Consider the following 16,412-nt stretch of genomic DNA (forward strand, 5'->3'; position numbering starts at 1 on the left):
GAGATGGACATTATGACTCAAAGCGCACCAGAATTTAAAGTTTTGCAAAGCATTGCATTCCTCGCTGTCGTTTTGCAAAGTTCCTTATTATATACAATGAATCAAGGAAATGTTTCACTTGAGCAATCCCTCATTATGGGCATGCTATTCAACCTTGCAAAATTTTCGGCACCTGCATTCATATTTATCGTTGGCTTTCACTTAATTCGGCAATATACGAAGCAACTGGTCTACACAGAATATATTTATGAAAAAGCCGCACATTTACTCATTCCTTATTTCTTCTGGTCTATTCTTTACTTATTAACAACAAACGATATGATTACACTACAAAGCGGAATCAAAAGTTTATTACTCGGAACAGCCGCGCCCCATCTTTGGTACGTTATTATGATGTTCCAAATTCACTTATTGTTCCCTTTGCTATGTACACTATTTTATTGGTTTCAAAAACGAACAGAAAATAAAAAAGACATATATAAATATATGACCATCTTTGCTTGTCTATATTTCCTCTTAATGTGGTATTCTTCCCACTACATTTTTAATGGAGAGAAATTGACTAGCTCAACCATTTTACATTATACAGATCGTTCCTTCTTCTTCTACTCGTTCTATTTCGTCATGGGAGGAATCGCTGCTGTCGCACTAAAAGCGTGGCGTACATTTGTCATGAAACATATCCCGCTTATAACAATGTTATTTTTCGTCTTATTTCTATTCATCAATTATGAGTTATTTAGTTTTTACGGAGCAAACTCTATTCATTTAACCGTTTCGACTTATTTAAAACCGTCTATGTTTATATATATCGTATGCGAAATTATTATACTTTACGTGCTGTCTATTACAATCGTACAACGACGAGGTTTCTTATATAAAGCTTTACGATTTATTGGGAGTTACACGTATGGTGCTTATTTAGCTCATTTTTTCTTCTTGCAACTATGTACAAAATTCCTTTCTTTGTTCACACTGCAAGAAAACACAATATTATATAGCCTATTATTATTTACAATAACGGCCACAATCTCAATTTCAGCAATGGTCATTTGTAGTACACTACCATTTCATACATGGATTACAGGACCTTCTCCTACGAAAAATGTGAAATGGGCTAAGATTGTACTTCGGAAAAATCACGAAAAGGTATTCAAACCATATCTTTGATATAATAGAATTCCATACAAGAAAAGAAAGTAGGACACACCTATGATTAATCAAATTGGACAAATTATGTTATATGTAAATAATCAAGATGAAGCAGTACAATTTTGGACTGAGACAGTAGGATTCCAAATTATTGCGGAAGAAAATAACGGACAAGGCTTTCGCTGGATTGAAATTGCACCAACGAAAGAAGGAGGCACAAGCATCGTCCTTCACGATAAAGCGTTAATTGCGAAGATGCAACCTGAATTAAACTTAAATACACCTTCACTTATGTTCTTCTCTAATAACTTAGATCAACTGTATAAAGATCTTTCTGAGAAAAACGTTACAGTTGGACAAGTTGTAGATTTACCTACTGGTAGAGCATTCAACTTTGCTGATAATGAAAACAATTACTTTGCGGTAATGGAACGCAAATAAAAAAGAAGCTATCCGTTTTTTCGGATAGCTTCTTTCATTTTAAGAAACTTGTTCTGCATTTGTTTCCCTATGTTGTATATGACTCGTGATCCAAGAAATTCCGCCGGCAACAACGAGATAGCATAACAATATTAAAATTTGCATTTGTAATTGCGACCAATCTCCTAAAGAAATCACATCTTGTAGCCCTCTAAGAGAATGGGACATTGGAAGAAACTGTCCAATTTTGCTAAGAACAGCTATATTTAATTCTCCTGGGAAAGTACCCCCGCTCGTCGCTAATTGCAGGACGAGAAGCGTTACCGCTAAAAATTTTCCAACAAGACCAAATACCGTTATTAACATGAGAATAAATGTCATGAACGTAAAGGAAATAACAATACTTGATAAAACAAAGAGTGGCACACTTGCAACTTCTAATTTCATAACTCCTAGCACAGCCACATCCACAAGTAATGCTTGAATAAGTCCAATTAAATATACCAATCCTAGTTTATTAATAAAATGTACTGTTCCGCTTACCTTCATATTTTGTCTACGGCCAAGAGGTAAAATATTCGATGCCATAATTCCGCCAACATAAAATGCAAGGGATAAGAAATATGGCGCAATACCTGAACCGTAGTTAGGTACGTCCGAAACTGTTGACTTCACTAACTGAACTGGCTCTGAGAACATCGTATTGCGTGCATCATCATTGCGAACATCCGCTATCTTCTCTGCGCCCTCTCCCAATTTCGTAGAAAGTTCTTTCGCACCATCGTCAAGTTTAACAAGTCCGTTCGTTAATTTATCAGCACCATGATTCAGCTCTGTTCCGCCACTCGCAAGGTGATTTACACCTTCTTGTAATGATGTAAATCCATTTCCCCATTTCGTAAATCCGTCAGCTACATTCGCAGCACCATCTGCTATCTTTTTCGTTCCAGCAGTAGCTTCGTTTAACTTAACTCCGAATGTATTCATACCTTCTTCAATCTTATTCTGACCGTCAGCAAGCTTCTTCGCACCTTGTGTCAATTGTTGTTGGCTATTATGTAAAGTGTTTGCTGCTTTAGCTAATCCGTTAGAAGTAGCAATGATCTTTTGAAAAGCAGGATCTTGCTGCACTTCCGGATGACTTTTCACGTACTCTTCTAATTGTTGTTTTACACTATTTGCTGCACTGTCCGCTTTCACTTGCCCTTCAGCAAGTTTCTCACTTCCGTTCACCCATTCATTTGTACCAGCACTTAATTCACTAACTCCTGATTGTAAAGTTTTTTCACCTTGCGTCAATAACTCCATCCCACTATGAAGCGAGTTTGCTCCTTGACTTAGCTCGTTTGCTCCGCCAGTTAAGGCTGATTGGCTAGCAGCAAGTTTTTCACTTCCCTCCTTCACTTTTGATGTCCCGTCACTTAAACGATGAATACCATCTGCAAGCTGATTGGCTCCGTTTCTTGCATCTGTCGTTCCTTCATGTAACTTCTCAGCCCCATTACTTGCATCACTCAATCCTTGTGCTAAGTCTTGAAACTTTGAAAAGACACCTTCTGTATAAGATTTCGTAATACTATTTGAAATTTTTGTTTTCATATTTTCAACAGCTGTCGTTCCAATTTGAGCTGCTACAAAGTTTTTACCTGGATTTACTTTGTACTGAAGCTGTGCTGGCTCTGGTTTCTCATCCATTAGTGTACTTACCTTTTGAGAGAAATCCTCTGGAATCGTAACAACCATATAATACTTATCTTCTTTTAACCCTTCATCAGCATGTTTTTCTGATACGAAATGAAAAGCTAGTTCCTTATTCTCTTTTAAATTTTTTACAAAATCATCTCCTGCATGAATTGTTTTTTCATCCATCGCAGCACCCTTATCTAAATTTACAATCGCAACAGGTAATTTATCTAATTTTCCATATGGATCCCAGTATCCAGCTAAAAAGAATCCTGAATAAATTAAAGGAACGATTAATAGAAAAATTAAAGCGATACGTCCATGTTTATGGTGCCACATCGCTTTCCAATCTTTAAATATAAGTTGAATTCCGATACGATAAACTTAACTAAATCTATACAATTCAATCAAATTTACACGAGTTAGTGCTTCATTGTGTTCTCGCAACCCCGAAGGGACGAGGGGTATAACACTCCACACGAGGCAGTATCGTGACCTCCTATTATCAAGCATTTATTTTACCCATCTTGATAAATTTATCGAAGCATTTGCATCCCTATCATGATGGCTATTGCATGAAGCACAACGCCACTCACGTATTTTTAAACTCCACTGTCCTTCTGGTTGAACGGAATGGTCGTATTTTACTCCACAACATGAGCAAATCTTGCTTGAGGCGAACCATTTATCAGCTTTTACATACGCAATGCCATACTTCTCGCACTTGTATGATAAACATTGCATGAAAGATTTGTTCTTCTGAATAGTAGCGTGTTCCACCAGCATTCTCCTTAGACTAATCGGATGCAAACCTGTTAATTCTGATACTTGACTAACTCGTGAAAATTTCATTATTATTCTCACCTCATTGAACCTAACATAGCACGTACGTTCGGTATTTTCAATGAAGTTTGATAGATTCAATAAAATTTATCTTGTTCAACTAAGGGCGCAATTCCTTAGCCAGTTCTCTTATGAACTTCTCATGTTTTCACATGAGCGCAGACTATATGTTTATCTACTTAGAGATAGAGGATTTTTCCACCACCATAGGCTTGTGGTGTACTCTCGTCAGTTATACGAGATAGTCGTTGAACGTTCATCTTATCCATTTTGACTTAGATGATTCGAGGCGGAAGACCCATTGTTCTAGTGTTTAGGATTTAACCTTGCACCATCTGATTGATTTTTTCTGCTTTCGCGACATTCACGCTCGCCATTTCTAGCCACGTTGTAGCTCAATCAGCTTTAGGGATTGCCCGCAGTTAACCCTCACTACTAGCCAATCACTTGACTAGCAGGGCTTACTGATATATTTAATTAACTTTCGTTATAATTGGTTAAATAAATCGTAACAGTTAGTTACCCTTCATGAAACATACTCCTTCTCCTAATTTCACACCATTACAATGGTTTAACAGATTTACTATACACGTCACTTTCCATACTGTATAATACATCTTTAATTATTAATTCATTCCTTTTGGTCTATAGAAAGGAGAGTCAAAATGGAACTTCTGCAACTAAAATACTTTCAGACAGTCGCACGATTAGAACATATGACAAAAGCGGCTGAAGAATTGCATATCGCACAACCTTCGCTCAGCAAAACAATCGCTAGATTAGAAAAGGACTTAGGCGTCCCGCTATTTGATCGCCAAGGTCGACACATTACATTAAACTCTTTTGGAAAAGTATTTTTAAAACGAGTAGAGCGCATTTTTCATGAATTAAGTGAAGGCGAACGAGAAATTAAAGACTTAGCTGAATTACAACAACGCTCTATTACACTGGCAGTTTCTATCCCGAGAATATTACCAGAACTACTCGGTTCTTTTTTACTAGAACATCCTAACGTTCGATTCCAACAGTTTCTCGCATCTACTCCTTCTATGAAACGACAACTAGATAATATAGAAATTGACTTTTGCATTTCTTCTGTGCCAATTGAAGGCGAGGAAATTATGTGGGAACCACTTATTACAGAAGAAATTTTCTTAGTCGTCCCTTCAGGTCATCGTTTATCAGAACGCGACAGTATTCACCTGCATGAAGTAAAAGATGAACCATTTATTAGTATGAACACTGGTTACGGATTTCGGCACTTAACAGATGAATTTTGCAAGGAAGCTGGGTTCACTCCACATATCGCTTTTGAAGTAGATGAACCAACCGTAATTAGCGACCTTATTAAGCAAGGTCTCGGCATCGCTTTCGTCCCAAGTTTAACTTTATTAAAAAACTCTACTTTAGCATTAAATAAGTTACGTATTATTGAACCGAATTGCGAGCGAACTATCGGATTAAGTTGGTCGAAGAAACGCTACTTATCAAAAACCGCTCAGCAATTCCGTAAATTCGTAATTGACTACTTCTCCAATATTAGAACGTAAAATTATATCGACTTAGTAAAAAATAAAAGGTGCCACCTTCAGAGGATAGCACCTTCTATTTCTTACTCTTCTCCAATTCCATTTCCGCTAAAAGTGGCAATACGTTATCGAAAATATGTGTATTATTATTTTCGCCTGTTACGTATCCACCGTAATATCTACTAAATACGTTGTCATTTCGGAATGTGGCCATATGATCATATAATTCCTTTGCAAACTTTGTATCACCTGTTTGTAGTACGTACAAGATCGTTAGTCCGTATGCAGCTGGCGATTCATAATTCACAGTTTGTTTTCCCGTTTCTAAATTGTAACGACCGTATAGCTTTCCATCCTCATGGAATTTTTTCTTTATAAATTCCATGTAAGCATCTGATGAAAGGCCACCTAAACTACGATGATATGCAACGTATGATTGGTCAATAAGATTCACTTCTTTATCGTACGTAAAAGTACCATCTTCTTTATACTCTTTCGGGAATGCCCAGCCATGCCTTGGGTAATCCGCTAAAAATTGAACCACGTCCTGATATTGCTGATCAGAAACTTTCCCGTACTTTTTCATATACGAGAATGCGTGCGGATTTAAGTATGATGTTGTTGCAAAATTATTTTGTTTACCTGCATCTGCATCATAATAATCAACGTAATAATTATCTTTCTTATTATAACGAATTACAGCGTCACTCAATTGATCTGCCAAGTTTTTATAACGCTCTTCCTTGTACATTTCATAAGCGCGATATAATTGTTCTATAATACGAAGATCATCTATAAGTGCATTTGTAGCTGACTGCATTTCTCCCTTTTCAGAGATTTTCCATAAAACAATTTGGTCCTTATGTACAAAGTTATTTTGAATAACCTTAACTTGTTCATCGAATAACGCTTGATCGTCTTTATCCAATGTATATTGTAGCCACAGTCCTGCTGATTCCGATAAAGCTTCACGGCCTTTCGCTTCACCCGTACCTGCCTTTGTATCCGCTAAACGATATGTGGCAAGCGTCCCATTTTCATTCACCATATGTCTTAAAATAAAATGTTCTGTACGGTTTCCTTGTATAGCTGACCAAAATACAATGCCACCTAAAGCGATTAAGAGAATAACTCCAATCCCTATATATAAACGTTTCCGCAATCTTTTCACCTCCCTAATAAGGCTAGCCTTAATTTTACCAGAACATACGTAAAATTAAAAAAGACAATCTATTAGATTGTCTCCCTTGCCTCTATCCCTCACACGCCTCTTTAGAAGGTCTATATAGCGATGCCACAAGTCGATCATATTCACGACGCGTAATCTCTTTATTATACAGCTTCAATAATAAATCTCTATGCTCTTTTGAAAATGCCATCTTTTTAATGACTTCAGGATACATAAAACATCCTCTCCATTTCACATAAACTTCTTCACCTCGAAAAACAGAACTTATGTTCGCATAAAAGATTATAAAATATTCCTTACTAAAAAACAAACAAAATATTATTAAACATTAACTTCTTTCTATTTAGAATATTCAAACATTATATTACCATATCCACTTTTTAAATACATATATATTTTTGGTAGTTTTTCTGAATAAATCTTCCAATTCAATCAGAAAATAATGGCAAAAAGAAGAGGAGTTTACATATGGATACGGTAACATTAGCAAGAGCATTTTTTGGTTCTTCATTAGCATTCCACATTATCTTTGCAACACTTGGTGTCGGACTTTCATTAATGATTTTTATAAGTGAAATACTCTATCACTGGAAGAAAGATTCCGATTACGCCATTATGGCGAAAAGATGGACGAAGGCTTTTGCCATCCTTCTCGGTGTAGCAATTCCAACTGGAACAATTGTTGGTGTGCAAATCTCACTTCTTTGGCCTGGTTTTGCCAAAATTGTTGGGCAGGTTATTTCTGTTCCCTTTCAAATTGAGATTTTCGCCTTCTTTTTAGAGGCGTTGTTCATGTCTATTTATGTATATGCAGCTGACAAACTACCTCCATTCATGAGATTAATCTCGCTATTCTTCGTCATGATTGGTGCCACGGCATCTGCCGTGCTTATTACATCAGCAAATACATGGATGAATACACCCGCAGGCTTTTCAATGGGGCCAGATGGATCAGTTTTTAACGTTGATCCATGGAAAGCCTTCTTTAATCCGAGTTTTGGTACAAGCGCATTCCACGTTGTGATTACAGCCTATACAACTGGAGCTGCCGTCATTGCCTCTATCGCTGGATTTAAATTATTAAAGAAGAACTTAAGTAAACGTGAAATTGCTTATCATAAAAAGGGACTACTGCTAGGACTCGTCGTGACATTTATTACAGGTGCTACGATGTGGCTTTCAGGACACGAATCGGCGATTGCCTTACATAAGCATTCTCCTGAAAAACTTGCATCTGCTGAAGCTTTATTTGAAACGACATCACATGCACCGTTATCAATTGGCGGAGTTGTAGACCCTAACACACTTGAACTAAACTATGCACTAGAAATTCCGAACATGCTTAGCCTACTAGTGGGACTCGACCCTAGCACCGTCGTAAAAGGACTAAAGGAATTTCCACAAGAAACATGGCCACCATTTTACACACATACACTATTCAACTTAATGGTCGGCACCGCTGCCTTTACTTTTGCAGTTGCAGCAATCGCCCTCTTATATTGGTACTTTGTTTACCGAAAAAAAGGTGCAGAATTACCGAAGTGGCTTCTTTGGGGAGCTGCAGCATGTGGACCGATTATGATGCTCGGTATTGAATTTGGGTGGATTTTCAGCTGTAGTGGTCGTCAACCGTGGACCATTTATGGTATGCAACGGACAGTGGACGCTTCTACACGCGCTGATTTTGTCGGTCCTTTATTTATTCTATTCATCATTTTATATATTGGACTCGGCATTTTAACAGTTTTTGTACTACGGACATTCTTTAAGAAACATCCGCTTACAAATGATTTACATCACGAAGGAGGCGATTCTCGTGCATGAGGAAAGTATTGCAATCATCATCTTATGGGCTCTTATTTTCGTATACAGTATATTAGGGTCCATCGATTTTGGAGCAGGTTTTTGGGGCATGGTATACGCAAAACATCCAACGCTCGCTGCCAAACTTGCCAATCGATACTTATCACCAACTTGGGAAGTAACAAATACATTTCTCGTTTTTGTCGTTGTCGCTTTTCTCGGTTTCTTTCCGAAAGCTGCTTTCACCCTTGCGACAGTGATGTTCGTGCCAGTTATGTTAATTTTAATACTCATTGCAATTCGCAGTACATTCATGGTATTTGCTTACTCTCTGCCAAAGTATCAATTCCTCCTTCGGGTGATTTCAGGTATTACTGGGCTCTTAATTCCAGCCTTATTAATTACTGTTTTACCCGTTACAGAGGGGGCTTATATTACAATCTCTGAAGGAAAAGAAGTACTCCTGTATGGAAAACTTCTTTCTAGCCCGGTTATCTACTGCTATATGCTCTTTGGGCTAACTTCGGAACTATTTCTCTCCTCTCTCTTTCTTGCTGATTTTGCGAGAGAGCAAGGTTCAGAAGATTCGTATAGAATTTATAGAAGAAACGCCATCATCCTCGGTCCTGCAACACTCGTTACGGCGATTATCGCCCTCGTTGTAATGGATCCGGAAACACACTGGCTTATGCAAGGACTAATAAAGCAATTCCCATGGTTTACAGTTTCTATCGTTTTATTCGTTATCGGATACTCTTCTCTTTGGTGGACAAACAAGAAGTACGGCACACTAGGATACCCTCGCATCGCCGTTTTAGCGGTTGTCGCTCAATATGCATTTGCAAGTTACGCTTACGGTGTCGCGCATTTACCTTATATTATTTATCCTGATGTAACTGTATTTACAAGTTTTACAACGACAGAAACATTCTATGCATTGCTTATCCTATACGCAATTGGAATCGCAATTTTACTACCAGGATTTATTTTCTTCTGGAATTTATTCTTGAAGGATCGAACTTTTTTGAAGGAAAAATAATATATTCGGGGGAGTCTGTTCCAAAAGGCATTTGGGATGGGCTCCTTTTGTCATGTTTTGTCGATAAGTCGATATATTTTAAAAATCGCTAATATATTTTGAGTTGCGCCAATATATCTCCATAATCGCCCATATAAATTCCATTTACTATCTTACTGCCACTCTAATTTATAGACTCCTCTCATTATAGTTATTTCACTATTCGTGACACTTGTCCTTTCGCTTGAAAAACACATATTCACTTTATTCCATTATATGTCTAGTTCTTCCTATTTTTCGCTGAATATACTACTAATACAAACCTTGAGACAAGCTACATTGGTTTAAGGAAAAGTAGAAAGGTAGGTAAAATATGAGCATTGAAATATGGATTACTATTATTGTATTCTTCTTAACGATGATTGTTATCTTTTGGCGACCCCGTGGCTTAAATGAGGCTTGGCCGGCAGCAATTGGCGCTGGCATTATCTTGATTACTGGACTTGTATCAAGACCAGACGTCATAGATATTATTAGTAAAATTGGCGGTGCCTCTATAACAATATTAGCGACCATCGTTATGGCGGTTATATTAGAAAGCTTCGGCTTCTTCCACTGGTCCGCAGCGAAACTTGCAAATTTAGCAAAAGGCTCTGGTCGCCGTCTATACTGGTATATTCAATTATTATGTTTTCTTATGACTCTTTTATTTAATAACGACGGTAGTATTTTAATTACAACTCCAATTTTAATTCTTCTTCTAAAAAATCTTCAATTAAAACCACATCAACAAATTCCTTATTTATTAAGTGGTGCTTTAATCGCTACTGCATCTAGTGCACCAATTGGTGTAAGTAATATCGTAAACTTAATCGCATTAAATATCGTGAATATGACTCTTTACATGCATACTGCTATGATGTTTGTACCTGCAACACTAGGTTTATTATTTATGTCATGGCTCATGTATACAGTGTTAAAGAAAAAGCTTCCGAAAAAACTACCTGTTTCTTCTTATGACATTGAAGAGATTTTCTTCACAAAAAACTTCCATCCACTTAAAGGAACAAAATCTGTTAATACGAAACAAAAACGTACAAAATTCATGTTAAAAGTATTAGGTTTCGTCTTTCTTATGCGCTGTCTTCTATTCGTTGCATCCTTCTTATCGATTCCAATCGAAATTGTTGCTGTACTCGGTTCACTCGTTCTTCTCATCTGGAGATGGTACTACTTACGAACAAACCCAGTCGATATTTTGAAAAAGACACCGTGGCACATTTTAATTTTCGCATTCTCTATGTATGTAATTATTTACGGGCTTCACAATGCAGGGTTAACAGCGGCGCTTGTAAGTTGGCTCGAACCAGTTGTAAGTCAGCATCTACTCTATGCTAGCTTTGCAATGGGCGGACTTGTATCTATCCTCTCTAACGTCTTTAATAATCACCCTGCACTTATGATTGGTACCATTACGTTAACAGAAATGGGCCTAGATCCAGTCACATTAAAAACTATCTATCTCGCAAATATCATTGGTAGTGACATCGGTTCACTATTATTACCAATCGGTACGCTAGCTTCCCTCATTTGGATGTATATCCTAAGACAAAACAAAATTAAAGTGAAATGGAAAGATTATTTAAGCGTATCTCTCATCGTAATCCCACTTACAACAGCCGTCACATTATTCCTCTTATACTACTGGGTACAATTATTCTTCGCCTTATAGAAAATAGAAGCCCCCTTTGCTACCGTCTTAGCAAAGGGGGCTTCTTCTATATTTAAGTTAGGTACTACAGTGTGATCAATCAAGTAAAGAGGTGTAACGTGTTATTGGTATAAATGACTACCAGTGTCTTTAAATTCTTTCGCTTTCTCTTTCATCCCTTTTTCAATTGCTTCTGTCGTTTCTAAATCATTGTCTTTCGCATATTCACGAATATCATGTGAAATTCTCATACTACAAAACTTCGGTCCACACATTGAACAGAAATGAGCCGTTTTCGCGCCTTCTGCTGGCAATGTTTCATCGTGATATTCCATCGCACGTTCAGGGTCTAAAGATAAATTAAATTGATCGCGCCAACGGAATTCAAAGCGAGCTTTTGAAAGTGCATCATCACGCTGATGAGCCGTTTTGTGCCCTTTCGCAAGATCAGCTGCATGTGCAGCAATTTTGTACGTAATAACCCCCGTGCGAACATCATCTTTATTCGGCAAACCTAAATGTTCTTTCGGCGTTACATAACAAAGCATCGCCGTTCCGAACCAGCCAATCATCGCCGCTCCAATTGCCGATGTAATATGGTCATAACCTGGTGCAATATCTGTCGTTAACGGCCCAAGTGTATAGAACGGCGCGCCCTGACAAATATCAAGCTCTTTCTCCATATTCTCTTTAATTAAATGCATCGGTACATGCCCAGGTCCTTCAATCATCACTTGCACATCATGTTTCCAAGCAATCTTCGTTAATTCACCAAGTGTTTCAAGCTCAGAAAACTGTGCTTCGTCATTTGCATCTGCAATCGAACCTGGACGTAATCCATCTCCAAGAGAGAACGAAACGTCGTACTGCTTCATAATTTCACATATCTCTTCAAAATGAGTGTATAAGAAGTTTTCTTTATGATGGAATAAACACCACTGTGCCATAATTGAACCACCACGTGAAACGATACCTGTCGTACGCTTTGCAGTAATCGGAATGTAGCGAAGTAATACGCCCGCGTGAATTGTAAAGTAATCAACGCCTTGCTCAGCTTGCTCAATTAACGTATCACGATACACTTCCCACGTTAAATCTTCTGCAATTCCATTTACTTTCTCCAGCGCTTGATAGATCGGTACAGTTCCAACTGGTACAGGCGCGTTACGAATAATCCACTCACGCGTCGTATGAATATTTTTACCTGTAGATAAATCCATAATCGTATCTGCACCCCAGCGCGTTGCCCACGTCATCTTCTCTACTTCTTCTGCAATTGAAGAAGATACAGCAGAGTTTCCGATATTTGCATTGACCTTCACGTGAAAGTTACGGCCGATAATCATCGGTTCTGCTTCCGGATGGTTAATATTCGCCGGTAAAATGGCACGACCTTCCGCGATTTCCTTACGAACAAACTCAGGCTCTACTCCTTCACGAATCGCAACATATTCCATCTCAGACGTAATGATGCCATTACGCGCATAATGCATTTGCGTAACGTTTGCCCCTTGCTTTGCTCTAAGCGGCTGGCGATCCATTTGCGGAAAAACAGGTGTATGTTTTGAAGCAACCTTCACACCGTCATCCTCTGGTTTCACTTCGCGCCCTTCATATGCTTCTACATCCCCGCGCTCTATAATCCAAGAGTGGCGCGGCGTTGGAATCCCCTTTTCCAGCTCCACCTTATACGCAGGATCTGTATAAGGACCGCTCGTATCATATACACGAATTGGCGGATTCGGAATGCCATTCGTTTCACTTTGTTCAATCTCGCGCATCGGCACTTTCATACCCGCACGTGGTCCATCCACATACACTTTCTTACTTCCTGGTAAACTCGATTTCAATTCAATTTGCTCAGCTGAAACAGACTGTTTCATAACCTTTGTTGCCCCCCTGTACGTGACAAGGACGAGATATGGCCAGCGTATGCCAAAATAAAAAGAGCCAGGTCCATAAAAAAATAAGGACCTGGCTCATAAAGACATCATTATGTAAAGCCGTTAACTTCCCTACGCTGGTACGAGCCAGATCAGGTCCAAAGGGTTAAGAAGTTCACACGCTTCTCTCTCAGCCTACGCATACGTTAGGCACCCCTAGTTTATCACTGATTTAATTTTCAATACTTTCCCATCATACACGATAATCTGAAAAATGCAAAGTTTATTTCTTTTGTTGTTTATGGAATCATCCACGTTAAATAATATGCCTGTACATACGTCATAATACCAACAATAATTACGAAGAATAAACTATGCTTCACTGTAAAGCGGAATAAATCTGATTCTTTTCCAGCAAGTCCAACTGCCGCACAAGCAATTGCAATCGATTGCGGAGAAATCATTTTTCCTGTTACACCGCCCGTTGTATTTGCTGCAACGAGAAGTACTTCAGATACACCGACTTGCTGCGCTGTAATCGCTTGTAAATTCGAGAACAGTGCATTCGCTGACGTATCGGATCCTGTTAAAAATACACCGATCCAGCCTAGGAATGGTGAGAAGAACGGGAATAGTCCGCCAGTTCCTGCAAGTGCTAATGCTAATGTAGAAGATAGACCAGAATAGTTTGCGATAAACGCAAATCCTAATACGAATCCGATAGATAGAATTGGCATCTTAAGCTCATTTAACGTTTCTTTAAATGTTACTACTGCATCTTTTGCACTCATTTTCAAAATAAAGATAGAAATGATACAAGCAATTAAAATTGCTGTTCCCGTCGCTGATAAAATATCTAATTTCAAGATTGCTTCATAAGGCGTCGGTTTATTTACAATTGGCTCTGCTTTCATTACTAAATTGTGTAAGCCTGGAACTTCAAACTTAAACACAAGGCTTTCCAAAGCACCGCCTGGAGCAAATAACGCTTTAAAGAAACTTTGGCTCCAAATGACTACCATCACAGTTAAAATAATGAATGGAGACCATGCTTTTACTACTTTTCCTACCGTTAGTTTTGGCATAGATGTTGCCGTCGTTGTCGCAGCTACTTCACTATTTGCTTGTTTAGACTGATAAATTTCTTTCGGCTGCCAAACTTTTAAGAATAGCGATAAACTCACTAAACTTACTAGTGCTGACGTAATATCCGGAAGTTCTGGTCCTAAGAATGTCGCTGTAATGAACTGCGTAATTGCAAATGAGCTACCTGCTACAAATAGAGCAGGCCATGTTTGTCTTACCCCTTTAAATCCATCCATTAAAAATACGATAAAGAACGGAACAAATAATGATAAGAACGGTAATTGATGCCCAGCCATTTGTCCAATTTTATGCGGATCAATACCTGTTACTTGTCCAGCAACTGTAATCGGAATTCCCATCGCTCCGAACGCTACGGGTGCCGTATTTGCGATTAAACAAAGACCCGCTGCATATAAAGGATTTAACCCAAGACCTGCAAGAAGCGCTGCGGTAATCGCTACTGGTGCACCAAATCCTGCTGCCCCTTCCAAAAATGCTCCAAATGAAAAACCGATTAAAATAACGAGTAAACGATGGTCATTCGTAATGGATAATACAGATGCACGAATCACATCGAATTGACCTGTTTTCACAGATATTTTATATAAAAATACCGACATAATGATAATCCAAGCAATTGGCCATAGTCCGTATAAGAAACCATATCCCGTCGCTGCCATCGCCATCGTGAACGGCATCTTATAAGCGAATAATGCAACTAAAATTGTAAGTACAACTGTAATAAATCCTGCCACATACCCCTTCATGCGGAAAACTGCTAACGCTAAGAAAAAAAAGATAATCGGAATAAGTGCGACCACTGCCGAAATCCAAATGTTTCCGAACGGATCATAAACTTGTGTCCATGTGTTCATTGTTCTCTCCCCCTAAAGAATCCCCTTTTAAATAGAATAACCTCATCAATAGACTATCAGGTCATCATACCTTTAAGTCTAAAATAAAAAAACGCCCAAGAAAACGTTTTCATTAATTCTACCATAACAATTTTCATTTAAAAAGATTTTTTTGAAAATTTTATTATTTAACAGGAAATCTTACAAAATCGTCACGTTCCTGTAATGTTCATCGATAGAAAGCTTGCCAAAACTATTGCATAATAATAGTATAACAACAGACATTATTCATGAGGTGATATATATGAATGGAAACAAAATATTAGCTGCTTTATCATACTTTAGTGTACTATTTGCCCCTATCTTATTCCCTATTATCGTTTGGATTGTAGGCGATGCTGAAACAAAACCACATGCAAAACGTGCTCTATGGACACACATTATTCCAAGTATCGCTACATTCATCGGCGTAACTATTCTAGGAATTATGGGTATCGGATCTGACCAGCCAGATGTAACACTTGGAATTGGAGCAATGATTGTCTTATGTATTTGCGGAATTATTAGCTTATACTACTTCATTTGGAACATCGTAAAAGGTATTAAAGTGCTGAAAGCTTAAGTTTAAACAAACGTTTGATTAAAACAGCACGCATCATAATAAATGAAATTTTATCGGCAATACGACAATCTTTTAATAAGAAAAAACCGTCCCAAAATACCTTTTGGGACGGTTTTTTTATCTTCTGCGTTTCTTCTTTTTTCTCATCATTTTCTTGCGGCGCGTATTCACTTTATCCGCTATAATGTGAAGCGTACTTGCCACAACAATTCCCATTATGAACGTTACAATTTCAACTTCATGTTCCTTCGCAATTTCTATTAAATTCCCATCAAGCGCGATTACATTTAATAGGAATAAAAACGGAGAAAACACAATTAACATATATGCAATACGAATCACATCACCAAGTATAATTGTATGTGTAAAGAAGGATCGATGCGGCATGACCTTCTTATACGGATACCAAAATATACGTAGGAACCCCCATTTATTATACGCATTACTATATGTATCTAAATCCGGCGTTAAAAATGAAGTACCTACTAAAAAGCCAATTGCAAAAGTTAATAAAAAATCCAAGTTTGTTAATCCATACGAAAAGAGCAGAAACAAAACAACCGGAAGGGATATTAAGTTTATTTTCGTATGCGTTCTTCCTGATGGCATAATGCACTTC

The 16,412-nt window shown here is 38.0% G+C and carries 13 protein-coding genes, 1 pseudogene and 1 riboswitch; of the genes and pseudogenes, 7 read left to right on the forward strand and 7 right to left on the reverse strand.

The window, feature by feature from the left end:
• Positions 1 to 12 precede the first annotated feature (12 nt).
• Together ACLBWW_RS11185 and ACLBWW_RS11190 are read left to right on the forward strand one after the other, a co-directional pair.
• Positions 13 to 1,170 carry an acyltransferase gene (locus ACLBWW_RS11185; protein WP_098068570.1) on the forward strand — a complete coding sequence of 386 codons (1,158 nt, stop codon included), beginning with the start codon at positions 13 to 15 and terminating at the stop codon, positions 1,168 to 1,170.
• A 42-nt stretch (positions 1,171 to 1,212) separates the two neighbouring features.
• The gene (locus ACLBWW_RS11190; protein ID WP_046960095.1) at positions 1,213 to 1,593 is read left to right on the forward strand and encodes a VOC family protein; all 381 of its coding nucleotides are present in this window, start codon (positions 1,213 to 1,215) and stop codon (positions 1,591 to 1,593) included.
• Between the two features lie 39 nt (positions 1,594 to 1,632).
• Here ACLBWW_RS11190 and ACLBWW_RS11195 read toward each other — a convergent pair whose 3' ends face one another.
• Positions 1,633 to 3,594, reverse strand: a complete 1,962-nt coding sequence (locus ACLBWW_RS11195; RefSeq protein ID WP_447614036.1) for a YhgE/Pip family protein — start codon at positions 3,592 to 3,594, stop codon at positions 1,633 to 1,635.
• Between the two features lie 174 nt (positions 3,595 to 3,768).
• Positions 3,769 to 4,017 (reverse strand): annotated as a pseudogene (locus tag ACLBWW_RS11200) (zinc ribbon domain-containing protein); the annotation flags it as partial.
• 746 nt (positions 4,018 to 4,763) lie between these two features.
• Between ACLBWW_RS11200 and ACLBWW_RS11205 the strand changes: the two are divergent.
• On the forward strand, positions 4,764 to 5,648 hold the full coding sequence (locus tag ACLBWW_RS11205) for a LysR family transcriptional regulator (RefSeq protein ID WP_098122705.1): 885 nt from the start codon (positions 4,764 to 4,766) through the stop codon (positions 5,646 to 5,648).
• Positions 5,649 to 5,703: 55 nt separating this feature from the next.
• On the opposite strand, the gene ACLBWW_RS11210 is transcribed toward ACLBWW_RS11205, so the two are convergent.
• The gene (locus ACLBWW_RS11210) at positions 5,704 to 6,789 is read right to left on the reverse strand and encodes a transcriptional regulator (protein ID WP_141545745.1); all 1,086 of its coding nucleotides are present in this window, start codon (positions 6,787 to 6,789) and stop codon (positions 5,704 to 5,706) included.
• 91 nt (positions 6,790 to 6,880) lie between these two features.
• Positions 6,881 to 7,030 carry a hypothetical protein gene (locus tag ACLBWW_RS11215; protein WP_000283173.1) on the reverse strand — a complete coding sequence of 50 codons (150 nt, stop codon included), beginning with the start codon at positions 7,028 to 7,030 and terminating at the stop codon, positions 6,881 to 6,883.
• A gap of 254 nt (positions 7,031 to 7,284) precedes the next feature.
• Here ACLBWW_RS11215 and cydA point away from each other — a divergent pair, with 254 nt between their 5' ends.
• From cydA to ACLBWW_RS11230, 3 genes are all read left to right on the forward strand, one after another.
• Entirely contained in the window at positions 7,285 to 8,640 is a 1,356-nt protein-coding gene (cydA, locus tag ACLBWW_RS11220) for a cytochrome ubiquinol oxidase subunit I (protein WP_000381970.1), read from the forward strand.
• On the forward strand, positions 8,633 to 9,658 hold the full coding sequence (locus tag ACLBWW_RS11225) for a cytochrome d ubiquinol oxidase subunit II (protein WP_000544164.1): 1,026 nt from the start codon (positions 8,633 to 8,635) through the stop codon (positions 9,656 to 9,658). Before cydA ends, ACLBWW_RS11225 begins: the two co-directional genes overlap by 8 nt.
• 352 nt (positions 9,659 to 10,010) lie before the next feature.
• The gene (locus ACLBWW_RS11230; protein ID WP_046960100.1) at positions 10,011 to 11,369 is read left to right on the forward strand and encodes an arsenic transporter; all 1,359 of its coding nucleotides are present in this window, start codon (positions 10,011 to 10,013) and stop codon (positions 11,367 to 11,369) included.
• 101 nt (positions 11,370 to 11,470) lie between these two features.
• Here ACLBWW_RS11230 and thiC read toward each other — a convergent pair whose 3' ends face one another.
• The gene (gene thiC / locus ACLBWW_RS11235; RefSeq protein ID WP_098124094.1) at positions 11,471 to 13,231 is read right to left on the reverse strand and encodes a phosphomethylpyrimidine synthase ThiC; all 1,761 of its coding nucleotides are present in this window, start codon (positions 13,229 to 13,231) and stop codon (positions 11,471 to 11,473) included.
• A gap of 112 nt (positions 13,232 to 13,343) precedes the next feature.
• Positions 13,344 to 13,459, reverse strand: a riboswitch (TPP riboswitch).
• 71 nt (positions 13,460 to 13,530) lie between these two features.
• Positions 13,531 to 15,192 carry an L-lactate permease gene (gene lldP / locus ACLBWW_RS11240; RefSeq protein ID WP_048542571.1) on the reverse strand — a complete coding sequence of 554 codons (1,662 nt, stop codon included), beginning with the start codon at positions 15,190 to 15,192 and terminating at the stop codon, positions 13,531 to 13,533.
• 283 nt (positions 15,193 to 15,475) lie between these two features.
• On the opposite strand from lldP, the gene ACLBWW_RS11245 reads away from it, so the two are divergent.
• Positions 15,476 to 15,793 (forward strand): DUF4870 domain-containing protein, encoded by a 318-nt coding sequence (locus ACLBWW_RS11245; protein WP_001014097.1) that lies wholly within the window; start codon positions 15,476 to 15,478, stop codon positions 15,791 to 15,793.
• A 117-nt stretch (positions 15,794 to 15,910) separates the two neighbouring features.
• Here ACLBWW_RS11245 and ACLBWW_RS11250 read toward each other — a convergent pair whose 3' ends face one another.
• Positions 15,911 to 16,402 (reverse strand): metal-binding protein, encoded by a 492-nt coding sequence (locus tag ACLBWW_RS11250; protein ID WP_048542573.1) that lies wholly within the window; start codon positions 16,400 to 16,402, stop codon positions 15,911 to 15,913.
• Positions 16,403 to 16,412 lie beyond the last annotated feature (10 nt).

This window comes from Bacillus sp. M5A3_1b (genome assembly GCF_053345335.1).